This window comes from Streptomyces sp. NBC_01478, from assembly GCF_036227225.1.
Lineage (GTDB): Bacteria > Actinomycetota > Actinomycetes > Streptomycetales > Streptomycetaceae > Streptomyces.
Window position 1 is genome coordinate 2069299 of sequence record NZ_CP109444.1, and the last position, 19252, is coordinate 2088550.

At 70.7% G+C, this 19252-nt stretch carries 18 protein-coding genes; 7 read left to right on the top strand and 11 right to left on the bottom strand.

Annotated features, from left to right (window positions below; all coding sequences use genetic code 11):
- Positions 1-58: 58 nt before the first annotated feature.
- The 3 genes from OG223_RS09355 to OG223_RS09365 are packed head-to-tail and all read right to left on the bottom strand — an operon-like array spanning position 59 to position 2907.
- A complete protein-coding gene (locus tag OG223_RS09355; RefSeq protein ID WP_329245093.1) occupies positions 59-1771 on the bottom strand; it encodes a sodium/solute symporter in 1713 nt (570 codons plus the stop codon).
- A 24-nt stretch (positions 1772-1795) separates the two neighbouring features.
- Complete coding sequence (locus OG223_RS09360) at positions 1796-2155, bottom strand: hypothetical protein (RefSeq protein ID WP_329245096.1); 360 nt, start codon at positions 2153-2155, stop codon at positions 1796-1798.
- A gap of 2 nt (positions 2156-2157) precedes the next feature.
- Positions 2158-2907, bottom strand: coding sequence for a LytR/AlgR family response regulator transcription factor (locus OG223_RS09365; RefSeq protein WP_329245099.1), 750 nt, complete (start codon positions 2905-2907; stop codon positions 2158-2160).
- Between the two features lie 77 nt (positions 2908-2984).
- Here OG223_RS09365 and OG223_RS09370 point away from each other — a divergent pair, with 77 nt between their 5' ends.
- The 3 genes from OG223_RS09370 (at position 2985) to rocD (ending at position 5647) form a co-directional block, all read left to right on the top strand.
- A complete protein-coding gene (locus tag OG223_RS09370; protein WP_329245102.1) occupies positions 2985-3488 on the top strand; it encodes an Lrp/AsnC family transcriptional regulator in 504 nt (167 codons plus the stop codon).
- A 123-nt stretch (positions 3489-3611) separates the two neighbouring features.
- Positions 3612-4424 (top strand): dimethylargininase, encoded by an 813-nt coding sequence (gene ddaH, locus OG223_RS09375; RefSeq protein WP_329245105.1) that lies wholly within the window; start codon positions 3612-3614, stop codon positions 4422-4424.
- Complete coding sequence (rocD, locus tag OG223_RS09380; protein ID WP_329245107.1) at positions 4421-5647, top strand: ornithine--oxo-acid transaminase; 1227 nt, start codon at positions 4421-4423, stop codon at positions 5645-5647. The genes ddaH and rocD overlap by 4 nt, the downstream gene beginning before the upstream one ends.
- A gap of 430 nt (positions 5648-6077) precedes the next feature.
- Here rocD and OG223_RS09385 read toward each other — a convergent pair whose 3' ends face one another.
- Positions 6078-6305 (bottom strand): hypothetical protein, encoded by a 228-nt coding sequence (locus OG223_RS09385; RefSeq protein ID WP_329245109.1) that lies wholly within the window; start codon positions 6303-6305, stop codon positions 6078-6080.
- Between the two features lie 631 nt (positions 6306-6936).
- On the opposite strand from OG223_RS09385, the gene OG223_RS09390 reads away from it, so the two are divergent.
- The 4 genes from OG223_RS09390 (at position 6937) to OG223_RS09405 (ending at position 12408) form a co-directional block, all read left to right on the top strand.
- Positions 6937-8220 carry an EfeM/EfeO family lipoprotein gene (locus OG223_RS09390; RefSeq protein ID WP_329245111.1) on the top strand — a complete coding sequence of 428 codons (1284 nt, stop codon included), beginning with the start codon at positions 6937-6939 and terminating at the stop codon, positions 8218-8220.
- Positions 8217-9434, top strand: coding sequence for an iron uptake transporter deferrochelatase/peroxidase subunit (gene efeB / locus OG223_RS09395; protein WP_329245114.1), 1218 nt, complete (start codon positions 8217-8219; stop codon positions 9432-9434). Before OG223_RS09390 ends, efeB begins: the two co-directional genes overlap by 4 nt.
- Before the next feature lie 173 nt (positions 9435-9607).
- A complete protein-coding gene (locus OG223_RS09400; RefSeq protein ID WP_329245117.1) occupies positions 9608-11488 on the top strand; it encodes a phospholipase C in 1881 nt (626 codons plus the stop codon).
- 200 nt (positions 11489-11688) lie between these two features.
- On the top strand, positions 11689-12408 hold the full coding sequence (locus OG223_RS09405) for a lysophospholipid acyltransferase family protein (protein ID WP_329245120.1): 720 nt from the start codon (positions 11689-11691) through the stop codon (positions 12406-12408).
- A 345-nt stretch (positions 12409-12753) separates the two neighbouring features.
- Here the strand turns inward: OG223_RS09405 and OG223_RS09410 are convergent, their stop codons facing one another.
- From OG223_RS09410 to OG223_RS09440, 7 genes are all read right to left on the bottom strand, one after another.
- Complete coding sequence (locus OG223_RS09410) at positions 12754-14334, bottom strand: alpha/beta hydrolase (protein ID WP_329265215.1); 1581 nt, start codon at positions 14332-14334, stop codon at positions 12754-12756.
- Positions 14335-14498: 164 nt separating this feature from the next.
- Positions 14499-15266, bottom strand: coding sequence for an urease accessory protein UreD (locus OG223_RS09415; RefSeq protein WP_329245122.1), 768 nt, complete (start codon positions 15264-15266; stop codon positions 14499-14501).
- Positions 15254-15931, bottom strand: coding sequence for an urease accessory protein UreG (ureG, locus tag OG223_RS09420; protein WP_329245125.1), 678 nt, complete (start codon positions 15929-15931; stop codon positions 15254-15256). The genes OG223_RS09415 and ureG overlap by 13 nt, the downstream gene beginning before the upstream one ends.
- A 198-nt stretch (positions 15932-16129) precedes the next feature.
- Positions 16130-16804: an urease accessory protein UreF gene (locus OG223_RS09425; RefSeq protein ID WP_329245127.1), complete on the bottom strand. Its 675-nt coding sequence runs from the start codon at positions 16802-16804 to the stop codon at positions 16130-16132.
- A 28-nt stretch (positions 16805-16832) separates the two neighbouring features.
- Positions 16833-18554, bottom strand: coding sequence for an urease subunit alpha (locus OG223_RS09430; RefSeq protein WP_329245130.1), 1722 nt, complete (start codon positions 18552-18554; stop codon positions 16833-16835).
- Positions 18547-18858: an urease subunit beta gene (locus OG223_RS09435; protein ID WP_329245133.1), complete on the bottom strand. Its 312-nt coding sequence runs from the start codon at positions 18856-18858 to the stop codon at positions 18547-18549. The genes OG223_RS09430 and OG223_RS09435 overlap by 8 nt, the downstream gene beginning before the upstream one ends.
- Before the next feature lie 9 nt (positions 18859-18867).
- Positions 18868-19170, bottom strand: a complete 303-nt coding sequence (locus OG223_RS09440) for an urease subunit gamma (RefSeq protein WP_010988499.1) — start codon at positions 19168-19170, stop codon at positions 18868-18870.
- Between the last annotated feature and the right edge of the window lie 82 nt (positions 19171-19252).

Here is a 19252-nt window from a genome sequence, read left to right on the forward strand (position 1 = left end):
TCCGTAAGGGAGTTGGGCGATCTACTCATGGTGATGCCAGGACCGTCCGTGGGTGTCGTCACGCCTTCACCTCCGCCCGCAGTTCCTCCGGCAGATGGAAGCGTGCCAGGATCGCCGCCGTCCCCGTCGGTACCCGGCCCGGGGTGGCCAGGGACACCAGCACCATGGTGAGGAAGCCCAGCGGCACCGACCAGAGCGCGGGCCAGGCGAGCAGGGCGTGCAGGGGGCCCGTGCCGGGGAAGCCGGCCATGGTCGCGGCCACCGCGACGAACGCCGAGCCGCCGCCCACCAGCATTCCGGCCGCCGCGCCGGGCGGGGTGAGCCTGGTCCACCAGATGCCGAGGACCAGCAACGGGCAGAAGGAGGAGGCGGACACGGCGAACGCGAGTCCCACGGCGTCGGCGACGGGCAGCCCGCCGACCAGGGCGCTCGCCGCCAGCGGTACGGCCATGGCGAGGCCCGTGCCGAGTCTGAAGTGCCGTACTCCGCGCGACGGGAGGACGTCCTGGGTGAGGACCCCGGCCACGGCCATGGTCAGCCCCGACGCGGTGGACAGGAACGCGGCGAAGGCGCCGCCCGCGACCAGCGCGCCGAGCAGATCGCCGCCGACGCCGCCGATCATGCGGTCGGGCAGCAGGAGGACGGCCGCGTCGGCGTCGCCGGTGAGGGTGAGTTCGGGGGTGTACAGGCGGCCGAGGGCGCCGTAGACGGGCGGGAGGAGGTAGAAGGCGCCGATCAGGCCGAGGACGGCGACCGTGGTGCGGCGGGCGGCGACGCCGTGCGGGCTGGTGTAGAAGCGGACGACGACGTGCGGGAGGCCCATCGTGCCGAGGAAGGTCGCGAGGATGAGGCCGTACGTCGCGTACAGCGGGCGTTCCTCGCGGCTCGCGGCCAGCGAGGTCGACATGCCGCCGTTGGTGCCGCGGTCGGCGACGGGGACGGGGGCGCCCTTGGCGAAGGTGAGGCGGGTGCCGCGCTCGATGTGGTGGGTGCCGGCGGGGAGTTGGAGCCTCGTCGCGTCATGCGTGTGGCCGTCGACCTTGCCGGTCACCGTGACCGTGAGAGGCCGGTCGAGTCTGAGGTCGAGTGTCTCGTCGACCCGAACCGCCCGCTGTTCGCGGAACGTTGCCGGTTCCCCGAAGGCGTGCCGGGGTGCTCCGTCGCTCTGCCAGGCGAGGACCAGGAAGAGGGCGGGGACGAGCAGCGCGGTGAGCTTCAGCCAGTACTGGAAGGCCTGCACGAAGGTGATGCTGCGCATGCCTCCGGCCGCGACCGTGGCGACCACCACGACCGCCACGATCAGGCCGCCGAGCGAGTCGGGCGCCCCGGTGAGGACGGTCAACGTCAGTCCAGCGCCCTGGAGTTGGGGCAGAAGGTAGAGCCAGCCGACTCCTACGACGAAGGCCCCCGCGAGGCGTCGTACGCCGTGCGAGGCGAGCCGGGCCTCGGCGAAGTCGGGGAGGGTGTAGGCGCCGGAGCGGCGCAGCGGGGCGGCGACGAACAGCAGCAGGACCAGGTACCCGGCCGTGTAGCCGACCGGGTACCAGAGCATGTCCGGGCCCTGGACCAGGACCAGTCCCGCGATGCCGAGGAAGGAGGCGGCGGAGAGGTATTCGCCGCTGATGGCGGCCGCGTTGAGGCGGGGGCCGACGGTGCGGGAGGCGACGTAGAAGTCGGAGGTGGTCCGGGAGATGCGCAGGCCGAACGCGCCGACGAGGACCGTCGCCACGACGACGAGGGCAACCGCTGGTACGGCATAGCTGGAGTTCATCGGTCCTCGTTCATGGGTCCTCGTTCATCGGTCCTCGACGAGGCGGACGAAGTCGCGTTCGTTGCGTTCGGCGCGGCGGACGTACCAGAGGGCGAGGAGGACGAGCGGGGCGTAGAGGCAGAAGCCGAGGACCAGCCATTCGAGGCGGTGGGAGTCGGGGGTCGCCGCGAACACCAGGGGCAGGGGGCCGACCAGGAGGACGAGGACCGCGAACACCAGGAGGGCGGCGCGGAGTTGGGTGCGCATGAGGGAACGGACGTAAGTGTGGCCCAGGGTGGTCTGTTCGTCGATCTCGGTGCGCGGGCGGGAGTAGCCGGAGGCGCGCCGGGTGCGGCGCGCCGGGCCGGTGACAACTACCCGGCGTTCGGTGGGTTCTTGAGGCACCGTCAGGACCTCCGCATCAGCAGGTCGCGCAGTTCGCGGGTGTGGCGGCGGCTGACCTGGAGTTCCTCGCCGCCCACCAGGACGCTCACCGTGCCCGCGTCCAGGCGGAGTTCGCCGATGTGGCGCAGGGCGACGAGGTGGCGGCGGTGGATGCGGACGAAGCCGCGCGAGCGCCAGCGGTCCTCCAGGGTGGAGACCGGTATGCGGACGAGATGGCTGCCCTTGTCGGTGTGGAGGCGGGCGTAGTCGCCCTGGGCCTCGACGTGGGTGATGTCGTCGACGGCCACGAAACGGGTGACGCCGCCGAGTTCGACGGCTATGTGGTCGGGGTCGGGTTCGTGCACGGGTATCCGCGGTGCGGCACCACCGAGTTCGACGGCCCGGCGCACGGCCTCGGCGAGGCGTTCCTTCCGCACCGGCTTCAGCACATAGTCAACTGCCTTGAGATCGAAGGCCTGTACGGCGAAGTCCTCGTGCGCGGTGACGAACACGACGAGCGGCGGCTGCGCGAAACCCGTCAACAGCCGTGCCAGGTCGAGTCCGTCGAGGCCGGGCATCTGGATGTCGAGGAACACGACATCGATCGCCTCCGGTCCGTCAGGGCCCGATTCCAGGGCCCTGTTGATACGGCGCAGCGCCTCGGTCGCGTCGCCCGCGCCCTCCGCGCTGCCGATGCGTGGATCGGCGTTCAGCAGGTACAGCAACTCCTCCAGCGAGGGGCGTTCGTCGTCGACGGCGAGGGCGCGCAGCATGAACGTGGAGTGTAGGAGGAATTCGTACGCCTGGACATGTACCGAGCGTGGACGTTCGCGCTGGATACAGTGCCGACATGAACAGCAGGACCACCCCGTTCGACGAGCTCGACCGGAAGATCATCACCGCGTTGATGGCGAACGCGCGGACCAGTTTCGCCGAGATCGGCGCGGTGGTCGGGCTGTCCGCGACGGCGGTGAAGCGGCGCGTGGACCGGTTGCGCGAGACGGGTGTGATCACCGGTTTCACGGCGACCGTGCAGCCGGCCGCGCTCGGCTGGCGCACGGAGGCGTACGTGGAGGTGTACTGCGAGGGCGCCGCGCCCCCCAGGCGGCTCGCGGAGGTGGTGCGCAACCATCCGGAGATCACCGCGGCGATGACGGTGACCGGTGGCGCGGACGCGCTGCTGCACGTCCGCGCCACCGACGTGGACCATTTCGAGGAGGTGCTGGAGCGGATCCGGCAGGAGCCGTTCATCCGGAAGACGATCAGCGTGATGGTGCTGTCCCACCTCCTCCCGGAAAGCCCGGAGGCGGGCGCCACCCACCCCGCACCAGGGCGCGCACCAGACGTGCGTTGATGCTGCCAAAGACGCAGCATTCCTGCGCAGACACGCAGCCTTCATCGCTTGTCGCGCGTATTGGTCTCTTCCTACCGTGGTGTCAACCCCAGTCGTCATCACAGGAAGCGGAGGAACCCCTCTGTGCCCGAGACCCGTGTGCGGCGCCGGCGGCGCTTTCTCGTCTGCGAACCCAGACACTTCGCCGTGCAGTACGCGATCAACCCCTGGATGCATCCCGACACCCAGGTGGACGTCGATCTCGCCCAGGAGCAGTGGCGGACGCTGATCGACACCTACCGCTCCCACGGCCACACCGTCGACACCGTGGCGCCGGCCCCCGGCCTGCCGGACATGGTCTTCGCCGCGAACTCGGCGGTCGTCGTCGAAGGCCGCGTCTTCGGCTCCTACTTCCACGCGCCGGAGCGGCGCGCCGAGTCCGACCACTACGACATGTGGTTCAAGGCGGCGGGCTACGACGTCCATCGCCCCGAGTCGGTGAGCGAGGGCGAGGGCGACCTGATCCCGACCGGCCGTTACGTCCTGGCAGGCACCGGGTTCCGCACGACCCGCGAGGCCCATCGTGAGGTGCAGGAGTTCTTCGGCGTCCCGGTGATCAGCCTGACGCTGGTGGACCCGTACTTCTACCACCTGGACACGGCGCTGTTCGTCCTGGACGAGGACAACATCTGCTACTACCCGGAGGCGTTCTCGCCGGGCAGCCGCGAGGTGCTCGCGCGGCTGTTCCCGGACGCGGTGCTCGCGACCCGCGAGGACGCGATGACGTTCGGCCTCAACTCCGTCTCCGACGGCCTGCACGTCTTCATCGCGCCCCAGGCCGAGGCACTGGCCGCGCGCCTCGCCGAACGCGGCTACGTCCCCGTCCCCGTCGACCTGTCGGAGTTCCACAAAGCCGGCGGCGGCATCAAGTGCTGCACCCAGGAGATCCGCTCATGACCGCACCCGCCAGTGCCCGTACGTCCGCCGACCTGATCCGTGCCGAGGAGCCGGTCCTCGCGCACAACTACCACCCGCTGCCCGTGGTGGTCGCCCGTGCCGAGGGCACCTGGGTGGAGGACGTCGAGGGCCGCCGCTACCTCGACATGCTCGCGGGCTACTCGGCCCTCAACTTCGGCCACCGCCACCCGGTGTTGATCGAGGCGGCCCACCGCCAGCTCGACCAACTGACGCTCACCTCCCGCGCCTTCCACAACGACAAGCTGGCCGAATTCGCCGAACGGCTCGCGGAGTTGACCGGGCTCGACATGGTGCTGCCGATGAACACGGGTGCGGAGGCGGTCGAGAGCGGCATCAAGGTGGCCCGCAAATGGGCCTACGACGTGAAGGGCGTCCCGGCCGACCGGGCCACGATCGTCGTCGCCGCGGAGAACTTCCACGGCCGTACGACGACGATCGTCAGCTTCTCCACCGACGAGTCGGCGCGGGCGGGCTTCGGTCCCTTCACGCCGGGCTTCCGGATCGTGCCGTACAACGACCTGGCCGCGCTGGAGGCGGCGGTCGACGAGACGACGGCGGCGGTGCTGATCGAGCCCATCCAGGGCGAGGCCGGCGTGATCATCCCGGACGCGGGCTATCTGGCCGGTGTCCGCGAACTCACCACCCGCAAGGGCTGCTTGTTCATCGCGGACGAGATCCAGTCGGGGCTCGGCCGCACCGGCCGCACGCTCGCCGTGGAGCACGAGGGTGTCGTCCCGGACGTGCTGCTGCTCGGCAAGGCGCTGGGCGGCGGGATCGTGCCGGTCTCGGCGGTGGTCGCGCGGCGCGACGTGCTGGGCGTACTGCACCCGGGCGAGCACGGTTCGACGTTCGGCGGGAATCCACTCGCCGCGGCGGTCGGCACGGCGGTGGTCGAGTTGCTGGAGACGGGTGAATTCCAGCGCAGGGCCACGGAGTTGGGCGTGGTGCTGCGGGACGGTCTCACCGAACTGATCGGCAAGGGCGTGGTCGGTTTCCGCTCGCGCGGCCTCTGGGCGGGCGTCGACGTGGACCCGTCGATCGGCACCGGCCGCGAGATCAGCGAACGCCTCATGCGAGAGGGCGTCTTGGCCAAGGACACCCACGGCTCCACCATCCGACTGGCCCCACCGCTGACCATCACGGCGGACGAACTCCGGTCGGCCGTGGGCACGTTGGAGAAGGTACTGACGCAAGGGGCTTGATGCGGTGGGTGGGTTGGACCGGCACGGAGGCGTCGGTCCAACCCACCCTCACCAACTGCTACTTGGCGGTGGGAGCGCCGGTGGCGACCAGAACGGCCCGGCGAGGAGACGACGGGCCACGGGCCTCGCCCACGGTGAGCTCAGCTCGGAGGGGAGCGCAGGGCGGTCGGTCCAGCCGTGCCCCAGTGGACGCGCCCGACTCCCGCGCAGAAACGGCTAGTTGTCCGACCCGTTCAGCCTCGCAGGAGTGGCCGTGTCGGCCAACGCGGCCTGGGCGAGGAGAGGACGAGCTACGGACCTCGGCCCACGGTGCACTCGGCTCAGGAGGCAGGTTCTCCGCCCAAGCGCTCACGCTCCTCGGGCGGGGAGCCACAGGGCAGTCCGTCCAGCCGGGCCCAAGTGGACGAGCCCGACTCCCACGCACAATCGGCTAGTTGTCCAACCCGTTCAGCCTCGCAGGAGCAGCCGTGTCGGCCAACGCGGCCTGGGCGAGGAGGCGGCGGGCCAGGTCTCGGGCCTCGTCCGCGGTCAGTGAGGCCCAGAGGCCGGGCTCGCCGCGCACGACGGGGCCCACGTCCAGGGTGACCCGGCTGATCGGGCGCTCCGGGATCGCCAGCAGCAGCCGCTTCACCGCGACCTGCCGACCGCACGTGGTCACCAACGGCGCTTCACCTGACGGCGGGAGCGGCTCCTGCCCTGACCGATTCATCTCCTCCACGACCTTCCCTGAGTACCCGGCGAGGTATCAGGAGCAGCGCCGGACGGGGCCGGGTTGTTCCCGGGGAGCGGCGGCGGCACCTGTTCGGGCCGGGGGCGGAGGGCGGTCTTGTGGCTGCCGCACCGGGCGGCGCCGCCTTCCGCCGGCCGTGGTCCAGGCTCCGGACCGGTTAGGGGCGGCCCGGGCGGATCGGGGCGGGAGACACCGTAGCCAGCCGCGTGCCCGCGCCCGCGCAGCGCCTGCGGCAGCACCGGCCCCGGTCACGGCGATGGCTCCGGCCGACTGCCCCGGCGCCCGGCGCAACCGGTTCGGCTGGCCTGGGCCATCGCCAGGCCTCGCGGATGCCGTCGGCGGCAGAAGCCGGCCGGACTCGACCCGGCCGGCGCAGCCGTAGCCCACCGTGCACCCCATACAGCGCACCGTGGTGTTCACCGGCCCCCGGGTGAACCCCCGGCGAATTCTCGCCCGCCCTCCGGTCAGAACAGGGTCAAGGGACGCGGTGGGGGCCGTGGCGCCCTCATAAGATCGCCGGTACCGCCACCTTTCGTACGACTCTCCCTGGAGGCCCGGCGTGCCCGAAACCGCGCGCGGCGCCGAAGCCGAACCCGAGGCAAAGACCGAGACCGAGCCTGGTCCGGTGTCGCCGTCGCCTGTTCCCGCTGCCCGGCGTCGGCGGACCTTGCTGCTCGCCGCCGGCGCCCTCCTCGTCGTGGCCGTCGTCGGCGCCGGGGTGCTCGCCATCCGTGGCTCCGGCTCGGGCGGGAAGGCCACCGTCGCCGCCGGGCTGCCGCACACCACCGTCGAGGTCGCGACCTCCGGGTGCGGCAGCGGCTGGACGCACCCGGAGGCCGGTCACCAGGTCTTCGAACTGCACAACACGTCCAGCACGGCGGCCGAGGTGTACCTCACCGATCCGACGACCGGCGCGGTCTACGGCGAGGTCGAGGGGCTGGCCCCGGGGACGGTCCGGCCGCTCGGGGTGACCCTCGGGAACGGCTCGTACGCCTTCAAGTGTCTGCCCGACGACGCCGACGCCGTGACCGGGCCGACCGTGCGGATCACCGGTTCGACGGTGCGGAGCGGACCGGCGGCCGTGCCGATCACCCAGCAGGAACTGATCCCGCCGACACTCGCCTACCAGAAGTGGATCCAGGCCCGGACCGTCGAACTGGCCGCGAAGACCGATGTGTTGCGTGCCGCCGTCGACCGCGGAGACCTCGCCGCGGCCCGCAGGGCGTGGCTGCCCGCGCATCTCGTCTACGAGCGGATGGGCGCCGCCTACGGCACCTTCGGCGACTCGGACGGGGCGATCAACGGCACCACGGCCGGGCTCGCGGGCGGGGTGCGCGATGCCGGGTTCACCGGGTTCCATCGGGTCGAGTACGGGCTGTGGCACGGCGAGTCGGCGAGCGGCCTGCGCGGTCCCGCCGGTCAACTCGCCAAGGACGTCCACGCGTTGGAGAGCAGTTGGCCCTCGCAGCGGATGGATCCGGCCGACACCGGTCTGCGGGCGCACGAAATCCTGGAGAACACCGTGCAGTTCGAGCTGACCGGCCGTACCGACTACGGCAGCGGCACCAACCTGGCCACCGCCCGCGCCAACCTTGACGGCACCCGGGTGCTGCTCGGCCATCTGCGCCCGCTGCTGAAGACGCGGGACGCGGGGTTCGCGGAACTCGGCACGTGGATGGACCGGGCGCAGCGCACCCTGGACGGCCTCGACCGCTCCGGGAAGTGGACGCCCCTGGCTCAACTCACCCGTCCGCAGCGGGAGAAGGTCGACGCCGACCTCGGTGGACTGGTCGAGCGGCTGGCCGACGTGGCCGCCCTGACGGACGTACGGAGGACCGCGTGAAGCACGGATACGAGGCGGGCCGCCGGGGCTTCCTGGCGAGTGCGGCGGCCGTGGCCGGTGCCGGGCTTGTGGCGGCCGATCGCGGTGCCGCCGAGGCCGCGGTGCCGACCGCCGCGAGCGTGCCGTTCCACGGACTTCATCAGGCCGGGATCATCACCCCGGCGCAGCGCGCCACGGCCTTCGTGTCCTTCGACACCACCGCCGAGAACCGGGCCGAACTGACCGACCTCCTACGGACGTTGACCGAGCGGGCGCGTTTCCTCACCACCGGCGGCAGCCCGGCGGACCTGGGGATCACGGCCCCGCCCGCCGACTCCGGCACGCTGGGCCCGGACCTCCCGGCCGACCGGCTGAGCGTCACGGTCGGCGTCGGGGCGTCCCTCTTCGACAACCGTTACGGACTGACGAAGCTCGCGCCGCGCCGGCTGACCGCGATGCCCGCCTTCCCCGACGACGATCTCGACGCCGCCTGGTGTCACGGCGACATGAGCGTGCAGTTCTGCGCCGACAGCGCGGACATCGTGCTGCACGCGCTGCGCGATGTCGCCCGGCACACCCGCGGCGGCCTCCAAGTGCGGTGGCGGACCGACGGGTTCATCAGTCCGCCGCGCCCCTCGGGCACCCCGCGCAACCACCTCGGCTTCAAGGACGGCATCGCCAACCTGGAGGTGACCGACGCCCGCGCGATGAACGACCTTGTGTGGGTGGGCGGTAGCAGTGGCGAACCGGACTGGGCGACCGGCGGCAGCTATCAAGTCGTACGGCTGATACGGATGTTGGTGGAGTTCTGGGACCGGGTCTCCCTCACCGAGCAGGAGCGGATGTTCGGCCGCTCCCGGGACACCGGTGCCCCGCTGGACGGACACCACGAGAAGGACACGCCGAACTTCGCGCAGGACCCGCAGGGCGATGTGATCCCGCTCGACAGCCACATCCGGCTCGCCAACCCGCGCACCACGCAGAGCGCGGACCAGCGCATCCTGCGCCGGGGTTACAACTACGACCGGGGCATGGACAGCAACGGCAACCTCGACATGGGGCTGCTGTTCTGCTGCTACCAGCAGGACCTGGCGCGGCAGTTCGCGAAGGTGCAGGAGCGGCTGGCCGGTGAACCGCTGGTCGACTACATCTCGCCGTACGGCGGCGGCTACTTCTTCGCGCTCCCCGGTGTGCGGGACGCGTCCGACTGGCTGGGCCGCACCCTGCTGGCCTGAGAGCAGGGTCAAGAACAGGCCAACAGACCATGAGAAATTCCTGACCGGGCGTTCGCTCCCGCGACATTGCCGCTCCCCCGCCCCGCCGTCACCATTGCCCAGGATTCGGCCGTAGGCGACACGGCCATGGACGGCGTGAGCGCGGAACCACTGCTCCCGGAAGGCGAGACAGCATGATCGGCAAAGGAAGAACCCCCGGTGCACGGCGCCGGCTGACGCGTGTGGGCGCCCTGCTCGGCGCCGCGGCCCTGGCCACCGCGGGCGGGGCGTTCCCCGCGGCGGCGGCCTCGAACGGCCACAGGCCCACGGGCGGCACACACACGGCGACGCCGATCAAGCACGTGGTCGTGATCTACGACGAGAACATCTCGTTCGACCACTACTTCGCCACCTACCCCCAGGCCGCGAACACGGACGGCACCAAGTTCAAGGCCGCGGCACACACGCCGAAGGCCGACAACCTGCTCAACGCCGGGCTGCTGAAGAAGAACCCGAACCTCTACACGCCCACGCGCCTGAGCAGTTCGCAGGTGATGACCTGCGACCAGAACCACTCCTACGGCCCCGAGCAGTACGCGGCCGACGGCGGCAAGGCCGACAAGTACGTCGAGAACACCGAGGTCAACAAGTGCACCGGCCTCTTCGGTGAGCCCGGCCTGGTGATGGACTACTACGACGGCAACACCGTCACGGGCATGTGGAACTACGCCCAGCAGTACGCGTTGAACGACCACTCCTTCAGCTCCACCTTCGGTCCCTCGACGCCCGGCGCGCTGAACCTGATCTCCGGTCAGACGCACGGCGTGATCTCGGTCGACCCGGCCTCCGGCACCGAGAACCCGAAGCAGACGACGACTCCGGACTCGTACGCCGTGGTCTCCCCGAACGCCAAGGGCGTCGGCACGGTCATCAACGACCCCGACCCGGCCTTCGACGACTGCTCGGACAAGGACCACACCGCGACCAGCGCGCTCGCGGAGATGCAGGGCAAGAACATCGGCGACCTGCTCAACTCCAAGAGCGTGAGCTGGGGTTGGTTCCAGGGCGGCTTCCGGCCGAGCACCGCGTGGGACGGCAAGAGCGGTGACTACGCCAAGTGCGCGGGCACCACGCACACCAACGTGGGCGGCGCCGCGTCCGAGGACTACAGCCCGCACCACTCGCCGTTCGAGTACTACAAGTCGACGTCCAACCCGCACCACCTGGCGCCGAAGTCCGTCGCCGAGATCGGGCACAACGGCCGGGCGAACCACAACTACGACCTGACCGACTTCGACGCCGCGCTGAAGGCCAACAACCTTCCCGCGGTGAGCTTCCTGAAGGCGGCCGAGTACCAGGACGGGCACGCCGGTTACTCCGACCCGGCCGACGAGCAGAACTTCCTGATCAAGGAGATCAACGCCCTGCAGAAGTCGCCCGAGTGGAAGTCGACGGCGGTCGTGCTCGCCTACGACGACTCCGACGGCTGGTACGACCACGTCTCCTCGAAGGTGCTCAACGGCTCCAAGGACTCGACGGTCGGCTCCAACAGCAAGGCCACCGACAGCCCCGCCTGCCAGGCCGGCCCGGCGGCGAAGGGCGGCTACGCGGACCGCTGCGGACCGGGCACCCGGCAGCCGCTGCTGGTCATCTCGCCGTACAGCAAGGTCAATTCGATCGACCACACGGCCACCGAGCAGGCGTCGATCACGCAGTTCATCGAAAACAACTGGCACACGGGCCGCATCGGTGACGCGTCCTTCGACCAGCGGGCGGGCACCCTGGGCGGCATGTTCGACTTCCGGCACCCCAACGACAAGCAGGTGCTGCTGAATTCGGACGGCTCGGTGAAGTCGGTGAAGCGGATCCCGCACTACGCGCAGACGTCGTCGACGGCCACGAAGGCCCCGTACCCGGCGTACGTCCAGGACCTGAGGGAGCAGAACGTCGCCGCCAGCACCACGCCCTCCTCGGCCCTGCCGGTCGCCGTGGGCGCCGGTCTGGTCACGGCGGTCGGAGCGACCACCGCGTTCGCGCTGTACCGGCGCCGGTCGGCACGCACCGCGTCCCGGTAAGTCACGCTGAACCGGGGTGAGTTGCCCCGGACGGAGGGCGGCGAGGGGATCTCGCCGCCCTCCGTCGTGCCCGGCGGCGGCCTGATCGCCACCGGTTCCACGGGACGGCGCCTGCCCCTACACTGGCAGCCCACGAGGTACCGGGTGACCTGCGAGAACAGGTCGGTCGAGCCGAGCCGCCGGAGTGAGGAGCGACCCCCTTGTTCTACTACCTCCTGAAATACGTCATTCTGGGGCCGTTGCTCAGACTAACCTTCAGGCCCCGAATAGAGGGCCTGGACAACATCCCGGAGTCGGGTGCGGCGATCATCGCGGGCAACCACCTCTCCTTCGCCGACCACTTCCTGATGCCGGCGGTCCTCAAGCGCCGCATCACCTTCCTGGCCAAGGCCGAGTACTTCACGGGCCCGGGCATCAGGGGCCGCCTCACCGCGACCTTCTTCCGCAGCGCGGGCCAGATCCCGGTCGACCGCTCCGGCAAGGAGGCCGGCCAGGCCGCGATCCGCGAGGGCCTCGGCGTCCTGAGCAAGGACGAGCTGCTCGGCATCTACCCGGAGGGCACCCGCTCCCACGACGGCCGCCTCTACAAGGGCAAGGTCGGCGTCGCCGTCATGGCCCTGAAGGCCCAGGTCCCCGTCATCCCGTGCGCGATGATCGGCACCTTCGAGGCCCAGCCGCCCGGCAAGGTCATCCCCAAGGTCCACCCCGTGACGATCCGCTTCGGCAAGCCCCTCGACTTCTCCCGCTACGAAGGCATGGAGAACGAGAAGGCGATCCTGCGCGCCATCACCGACGAGATCATGTACGCGATCCTCATGCTCTCCGAGCAGGAGTACGTCGACCAGTACGCGGCGGTCGCCAAGGCCGCGGAGGCGGCCGCGGCGAAGGAGCGCAAGTTCCCGCGACTGCCGCTGAGTTGAGGGCGATCGAGCTGGCGTGAGCGAGGCGCGGGATCGGGCATCCCGTGGGGCGCACACCCTCGCGGGGCTACTGGACGGTGACGGCCGCGGAGTTCGGCCGGACGGCAGACACGCTGAGGGGGGCCGCGCCGTAAGCCTTCTCGCCGCACGCGGACAACAGCCTCGCAGGCAGGCCTTCTTGGCGGGCCGAGGGCCTCGTTCCCCGGAGCCGGCCGAGCAACGCGACGGCCAACTGGCCCTGCGGGAGCGGCGGAAGGCGTTCACTTGTCCGCGCAACGACGAAGGGGCGGCCGGTTCAGAACCGGCCGCCCCTCGGCACGTACGACTACTGCTGACTACTGCTGTTTACGGAACCGGCGTCGCGTGCGGGGTGCACGTGAAGTCGGAGGCGTCCAGCTTGCCGGTCAACAGGTAGGCGTCGACACGGGAGTTGATGCACGGGTTGACCAGACCGGTCACACCGTGGGAGCCCGCGTCCTTCTCGGTGATCAGGCGTGAGCCCTTGAAGCGCTGGTGCAGAACGACGGCGCCCTCGTACGGCGTGGCGGCGTCACGCTGCGACTGCACGATGAGAACCGGCGGCAGACCCTTGCCGGTCTTGACCTCGACCGGGGACTGCTGCTTGACGGGCCAGGTGGCGCACGGCAGGTTCATCCAGGCGTTGGCCCAGGTCAGGAACGGGTACTGCTTGTTGAGCGCCGTGTTGTCCTTGTCCCACTTCGCCCAACTGGTGGGCCACTTGGCGTCGGTGCACTCGACGGCCGTGTAGACGGCGTTGCCGTTCTCCGAGGTGATGTTGCCCGCGGTGTCCGACATGTCGGGCGAGGCAGCGTCGATCAGCGGCTGCGGATCACCGGCGACGTACTTGCTGAACGCGGTGGCGACCGGTATCCACGAGGAGTCGTAGTACGGGGCGCCCTGGAAGAAGCCGAGCAGCTCGGCCGGACCGACGACCCCGCCGAGCGGGCTCTTCTTGGCGGTGGCACGCAGCTCCAGCCACTTCGCCTGGACGGCGGCGCGGGTGGTGCCGAGGTGGAAGGCCGCGTCGTTCTTGGCGACCCAGTCCTCCCAGTCCTTCCAGCGGCCCTCGAACGCGACGTCCTGGCCCAGGTTGGCCTCGTACCAGATGTTGTCGCGCGCCGGGTTGACGACGCTGTCGACGAGCATCCGGCGCACGTGGCTCGGGAACAGGGTGCCGTAGACGGCGCCGAGGTAGGTGCCGTAGGAGACGCCCAGGTAGTTGAGCTTCTTCTCGCCGAGGGCGGCGCGGATGACGTCCAGGTCGCGCGCGGTGTTCGGCGTGGTCATCTGCGCGAGCATGGTGCGGCCGGTGCGCTCGGCGCAGCCGTCCGCGTACTCACGGGCCAGCTTGCGCTGCGCGTTCTTGTCGGCCGTGGAGCCCGGTACCGGGTCCGCCTTCGGCGCCTTCACGAACTCCTGCGGGTCGATGCAGGAGATGGGCGCCGAGTGGCCGACACCGCGCGGGTCGAAGCCCACGAAGTCGTACGCCTTGGACGTGTTGACCCACAGCGGGTTCTTGGTGGTGACCCGGAGCGGGAAACGCATTCCGGAGCCGCCCGGACCGCCGGGGTTGTAGACGAGCGCGCCCTGGCGCTCCGCCGCGGTGCCGGTGCTGACCGCACGGTCGACGGCGAGCTTGATCTTCTTGCCGTTCGGCTTGGTGTAGTCGATCGGCACGGTAACCCAGCCGCACTGGACCGGCTTCGCGAAGCCCCAGTCGGCGGGGCAGTCCTGCCAGTCGATCCCGGCCTTGGCGGCGCGGGCGGCGGTGAGCGCGGCGCCCTGGGCCGCCGCACGGTCCTGCCCGTGAGCTGCCGTCTGGTTGGTCTGCGCGTTGGCCGCGGGTGCCACCACGGCGCCGGCTATCAGCGCCGCAGCCGCGAATCCGGCCGAACCGAACGCCATCACGCGGCTCTTCGGTCTGTTGTGCCTCAAGTGGGCCCCTCCCCGTACATCGTTGCGAAATGGTCTCGGAGGATCCTCGCGGCTGTGAGCCGTCTGAGAACAGAGGCGGTTGACCTTCTTTACCAATCCGATAAGCGGAAACAGGCGTACCGCTCAGCGGATACTCACCCGAGCGACGCCAGCGCCTCGTCCAGCACCCGCCGCAGCCGCAGCGCGTCGGAGGCGATCGCGCTCACCAGCACGGCGGGCCCGGCGAGCGGCACCAGGGCCGCGCACTCCCCCAGCATGCGGGCCGCGACCGGCTCCCGGGTGAACTCCGGCCGTACGACGAGGAGTTGCCCGACCGCGCGATGTCCCGCGAGAACGGCCGGCCCGTCCCAGCCGCCCGGCGCTCCGGGTCCGCAGGCCAACTCCTGGTCCAGGACGGTCCGTCCGGCGATCCGCAGCGTCAGTCTGCTGGTGAGCCGTCCGGATTCCTCACCGGCGCGCCCGAGCACCTGCTCCTCGCGCAGCACGAGGCGGGCGGAGTCGGCGAGATCGACGCGCGTCGCAACGCGCAGGTCACTACCGCGCACGGAGATCAACTGCTCGGGCAGCCAGTGCAGTTCGCCGTCCTCGGCAACACGGAGCCGCACGTCGTACCGCGACTCGCCCTTGGCCTGCCCCGGCAGCGCGATGGTCGCGGCAGCGGACCCGACCCGCAACCGGGCCCCACGCTCGACATCGGCCTCGACGGCGAAGTGATCACCGCCGAGCGGCCCGCTCATCGCCCCGACGAGCATGACCTGGGCCTCGGCCCCTGTCCCCCGGGTCCGCCGCAACGCGAGCGGCCCGTCCCCCTCCAGCACGGGCAGCGCGGTACCGCCCCGACCGTCCTCCCGGGCCGCGATCCGCGCGGTGGCCCGGACCCCGGCCGCGATCACACCGCCCACGCGGCGAGTTGCTGCCGCACCCAGCGGGCGACCTCGCCGACCCCTGCCTCGGTCCTCAACGACTGGAAGACCACCGGCAGTTCGGCCCGCTGAGCCTTCGCGTCGGCCGCCATCCGCCCCAGGTCGGACCCCACGTACGGCGCGAGGTCGGTCTTGTTGACGACCAGCAGATCGGCGGTGGTGACACCCGGACCGCCCTTGCGCGGAATGTCGTCCCCGCCGGCCACGTCGATCACGAAGATCTGCGCGTCGACGAGCCCCTTGGAGAAGGTCGCGGTGAGATTGTCCCCACCGGACTCGACCAGGATCAGATCCAACGGCCCGACCTCGTCCTCCAGATCCTCGACGGCTTCGAGGTTGGCGGAGATGTCGTCCCGGATGGCGGTGTGCGGACAGGCCCCGGTCTCCACGGCGGTGATCCGCTCGGGCGGCAACACGGCCTCCCGCAGCAGGAATTCGGCGTCCTCACGCGTGTAGATGTCATTGGTGACGACAGCGAGCGAGAGCTCGTCACGCAGGGCCCGGCAGAGCGCGGCGACAGTGGCGGTCTTCCCGGACCCGACGGGCCCACCGAGCCCGATCCGCAGGGCACGGTGGGTGCCGTCGGGACGGTGTGCGTCGGCACTGACGGCGGCGGGGCCGTCGTGGGTGTGGTCGAGGTGCATAAGGCGGCTCCTTCTGGTTCTTACGGTGCTTCGGTGCCCTATCAGCGAGGCCGGCACCTCCCAGCCCGTCCGGCGTTTGAGGACGAGGCCGTTCAGGCCGACCGGGGGTCCAGGGGGCGGAGCCCCCTGGGAACGGGGTCGAAGGGGCAGAGCCCCTGGGGGATGGGACGGGTAGGGGCGGCGGGGGCGAGAAAACCCCTACGACGCGAACAACCGCACAGCCCAAGCGGCATGCGCCTCCGCCCCGATCTCCAGCAACGGCGCGGAAGCACAAGGCAGAGCGCCGACCCCCTCGTCGAGGACACGCCGCCCCGCCTCCACCGCCCGGTCGACGACAAGGTCCAGCTCCGGCGCCAACCGGGCCAGCACAGCCGTAGCGTCGAACGGATCCAGGCTCAGCAACCGCACCGTCGCGGACGCCGGCCCACTCACACTCTCGTAGGCCGCGCAGTACGCCGCGTCCTCGGGTCCCAGCCCGGCCGCCCGAGCCACCAGCCCCAACACCACTGGCTGATGCGCCCCCTTGGGGAACTCCCGTGCCAGCGCGTCGAGTTCGGGGGACGGCCAGGTAGCGCGAGCGGCCCGCATCAACTGCCGCCCCAGCTTCCGCGCGACCACCCGCAACGCGGGCGACGGCGTCCGCGCGTCCGCGGCCGCGTCCAGCTCCACCGGGTCAACTCCCAGCGCGGCAGCGGAAGCGAGCCCGGCGGACACCAGCCCGGCCGTGTACAACCGCCCCCGGCAGAACTCACCGAGGTCGGCCGCCCCGGTGACGCGTCCGGCCTTGACGGCGGCCTCGGCCCCGCCGGAGTGTGCGTGCCCTCCGGCGGGAAACCGCCCGTCGGCGAGAACCAGCAGCGCTCCCCTGCTCATCGCACTGTACCCATCGAAAGAGTACTCATCAGAAGAGGAAGTACCGCTGAGCCATGGGCAGTTCGGCGGCCGGAGTCGCCTCGACGAGCTCCCCGTCGATGTGCACGGCGAAGCTGTCGGGGTCGACCTGGACGCGCGGCCGGGCGTCGTTCTCCCGCATGTCCGCCTTGGTGACCCCACGCGTGGAGTCGATGGCCACGAACTTCTTGCCGAGGTCGAGCCGTTCGGGCAGCCCGTCCTCGATGGCCAACGGGGCGACGAAGTTGAAGGAGTTGGCGGCCGGTGCCCGTCCGATCGCCCCGAACATCGGGCGCGGCAGGATGGGCTGCGGGGTCGGGATGGACGCGTTGGCGTCGCCCATCTGCGCGTACGCGATCTGCCCGCCCTTGATCACGAGGTGCGGCTTGACGCCGAAGAACGGCGGCTCCCACAGCACGAGGTCGGCGAGCTTGCCCGTCTCGACGGAGCCGATCTCACGGGCGAGGCCCTGCGCGAGGGCGGGGTTGATCGTGTACTTGGCAACGTAGCGCCGTACGCGATGGTTGTCCGCGCGCCCGTCCCCCGGCAGCGCGCCCCGCCGCCGCTTCATCACATGGGCCGTCTGCCAGGTCCGCAGGATCACCTCGCCCACCCGCCCCATGGCCTGGGCGTCGGAGGAGATGATCGAGATGGCGCCGAGGTCGTGGAGGATGTCCTCCGCGCCGATCGTCGAGGGGCGGATGCGGGACTCGGCGAAGGCCAGGTCCTCGGGGACGGCCGGGTTGAGGTGGTGGCAGACCATCAGCATGTCGAGGTGTTCCTCGGCGGTGTTGACGGTGTAGGGCCGGGTCGGGTTGGTGGAGCTGGGCAGTACGTGCGGCTCGGAGACCACGGTCATGATGTCCGGCGCGTGCCCGCCGCCCGCGCCCTCGGTGTGGTAGGCGTGGATGCCGCGTCCGGCGATCGCGGCGAGGGTGTCGCCGACGAACCCTGCCTCGTTCAACGTGTCGGTGTGGATGGCGACTTGGACGCCCGTGCGGTCGGCGACGGTGAGCGAGGCGTCGATGACGGCGGGGGTCGAGCCCCAGTCCTCGTGCAGTTTCAGTCCCAGCGCTCCCCCGCGGATCTGGGACATCATCGCGTCGTGCGAGACGGTGTTGCCCTTGCCGAGGAAGCCGATGTTGAGCGGGTACTGCTCCATCGCGGCCATCATCCGGGCCAGATGCCAGGGGCCGGGGGTAACCGTGGTCGCCTTCGAACCCTCGGCAGGACCGGTGCCGCCGCCCACCAGGGTGGTGACTCCGGCGGAGAGCGCTTCGTCGGCGATCTGCGGACAGATGAAGTGGACGTGCGCGTCCACGGCGCCGGCCGTGAGGATGCGTCCGTTGCCGGCGATGACCTCGGTCTCGGGGCCGATCACCAGGTCGGGGTGGATGCCGTCCATGGTGTCGGGGTTGCCGGCCTTGCCGATGCCGGTGATGCGGCCGTCGCGGATGCCGACGTCGGCCTTGACGATGCCCCAGTGGTCGATGATCACGGCGCCGGTGATGACGGTGTCGGGGGTGCCCTCCGCGCGCGTGGCGCGGGCCTGCCCCATGGACTCGCGGATGACCTTGCCGCCGCCGAACACGGCCTCGTCACCGGCGAGTCCCGGACCGCCGCTGCGGTCCTCCTCGATCTCGATCAGCAGATCGGTGTCGGCGAGCCGGATGCGGTCGCCGGTGGTCGGCCCGAACAGGTCCGCGTACGCGGCACGGGAGATCTCAGGCATCGAGGGCACCTCCGGTCTCCCCGCGCAGTCCCGGCACGATGCGGGCGCCGACCAGCGGGACGAGTTCGACGTCGACGGGGATCCCCGGCTCGAAGCGCACGGCCGTACCGGCGGCGACGTTGAGCCGCTTGCCACGCGCGGCGGCGCGGTCGAACTCGAGCCCGGGGTTGGCCTCGGCGAAGTGGTAGTGGGAGCCGACCTGGACGGGCCGGTCGGCGGCGTTGAGGACGGTCATCCGTGTGACCTCACGGCCCGCGTTGTAGACGATCGGGTCGTCCGCGAACAGGATCTCGCCGGGAATCATCGAGGCCTCCTACACGATCGGGTCGTGGACGGTGACGAGCTTGGTGCCGTCCGGGAAGGTCGCCTCGACCTGTACGTCGTGGATCATCTCGGGGATGCCCTCCATGACGTCGTCCCTGGTGAGCAGCTTGCGCCCGGAGGACATCAGCTCGGCGACGGTACGGCCGTCACGGGCGCCTTCGAGGATGTGCGACGTGATGAGAGCGACCGCCTCGGGGTGGTTCAGCTTCAGACCACGGGCCCGGCGCTTCTCGGCCACGTCGGCCGCCACGTGGATCAGCAGCCTCTCTTGCTCGTGCGGGGTCAGTTGCACGTCCCACCTCACAGTCCTCGCTCCGGACCGTGCGGGGTCCGGCTGCCGCAGCCCCGGGTCAAAGTCCCTGGTGGCGTGGATC

Coding starts and splice junctions, on each gene's coding strand:
- OG223_RS09355 (WP_329245093.1), bottom strand. CDS start 1,771: ATGAACTCCAGCTATGCCGTACCAGCGGTTGCCCTCGTCGTCGTGGCG.
- OG223_RS09365 (WP_329245099.1), bottom strand. CDS start 2,907: ATGCTGCGCGCCCTCGCCGTCGACGACGAACGCCCCTCGCTGGAGGAG.
- OG223_RS09370 (WP_329245102.1), top strand. CDS start 2,985: ATGAACAGCAGGACCACCCCGTTCGACGAGCTCGACCGGAAGATCATC.
- rocD (WP_329245107.1), top strand. CDS start 4,421: ATGACCGCACCCGCCAGTGCCCGTACGTCCGCCGACCTGATCCGTGCC.
- OG223_RS09400 (WP_329245117.1), top strand. CDS start 9,608: ATGATCGGCAAAGGAAGAACCCCCGGTGCACGGCGCCGGCTGACGCGT.
- OG223_RS09410 (WP_329265215.1), bottom strand. CDS start 14,334: ATGGCGTTCGGTTCGGCCGGATTCGCGGCTGCGGCGCTGATAGCCGGC.
- ureG (WP_329245125.1), bottom strand. CDS start 15,931: ATGCACCTCGACCACACCCACGACGGCCCCGCCGCCGTCAGTGCCGAC.
- OG223_RS09425 (WP_329245127.1), bottom strand. CDS start 16,804: ATGAGCAGGGGAGCGCTGCTGGTTCTCGCCGACGGGCGGTTTCCCGCC.
- OG223_RS09430 (WP_329245130.1), bottom strand. CDS start 18,554: ATGCCTGAGATCTCCCGTGCCGCGTACGCGGACCTGTTCGGGCCGACC.
- OG223_RS09435 (WP_329245133.1), bottom strand. CDS start 18,858: ATGATTCCCGGCGAGATCCTGTTCGCGGACGACCCGATCGTCTACAAC.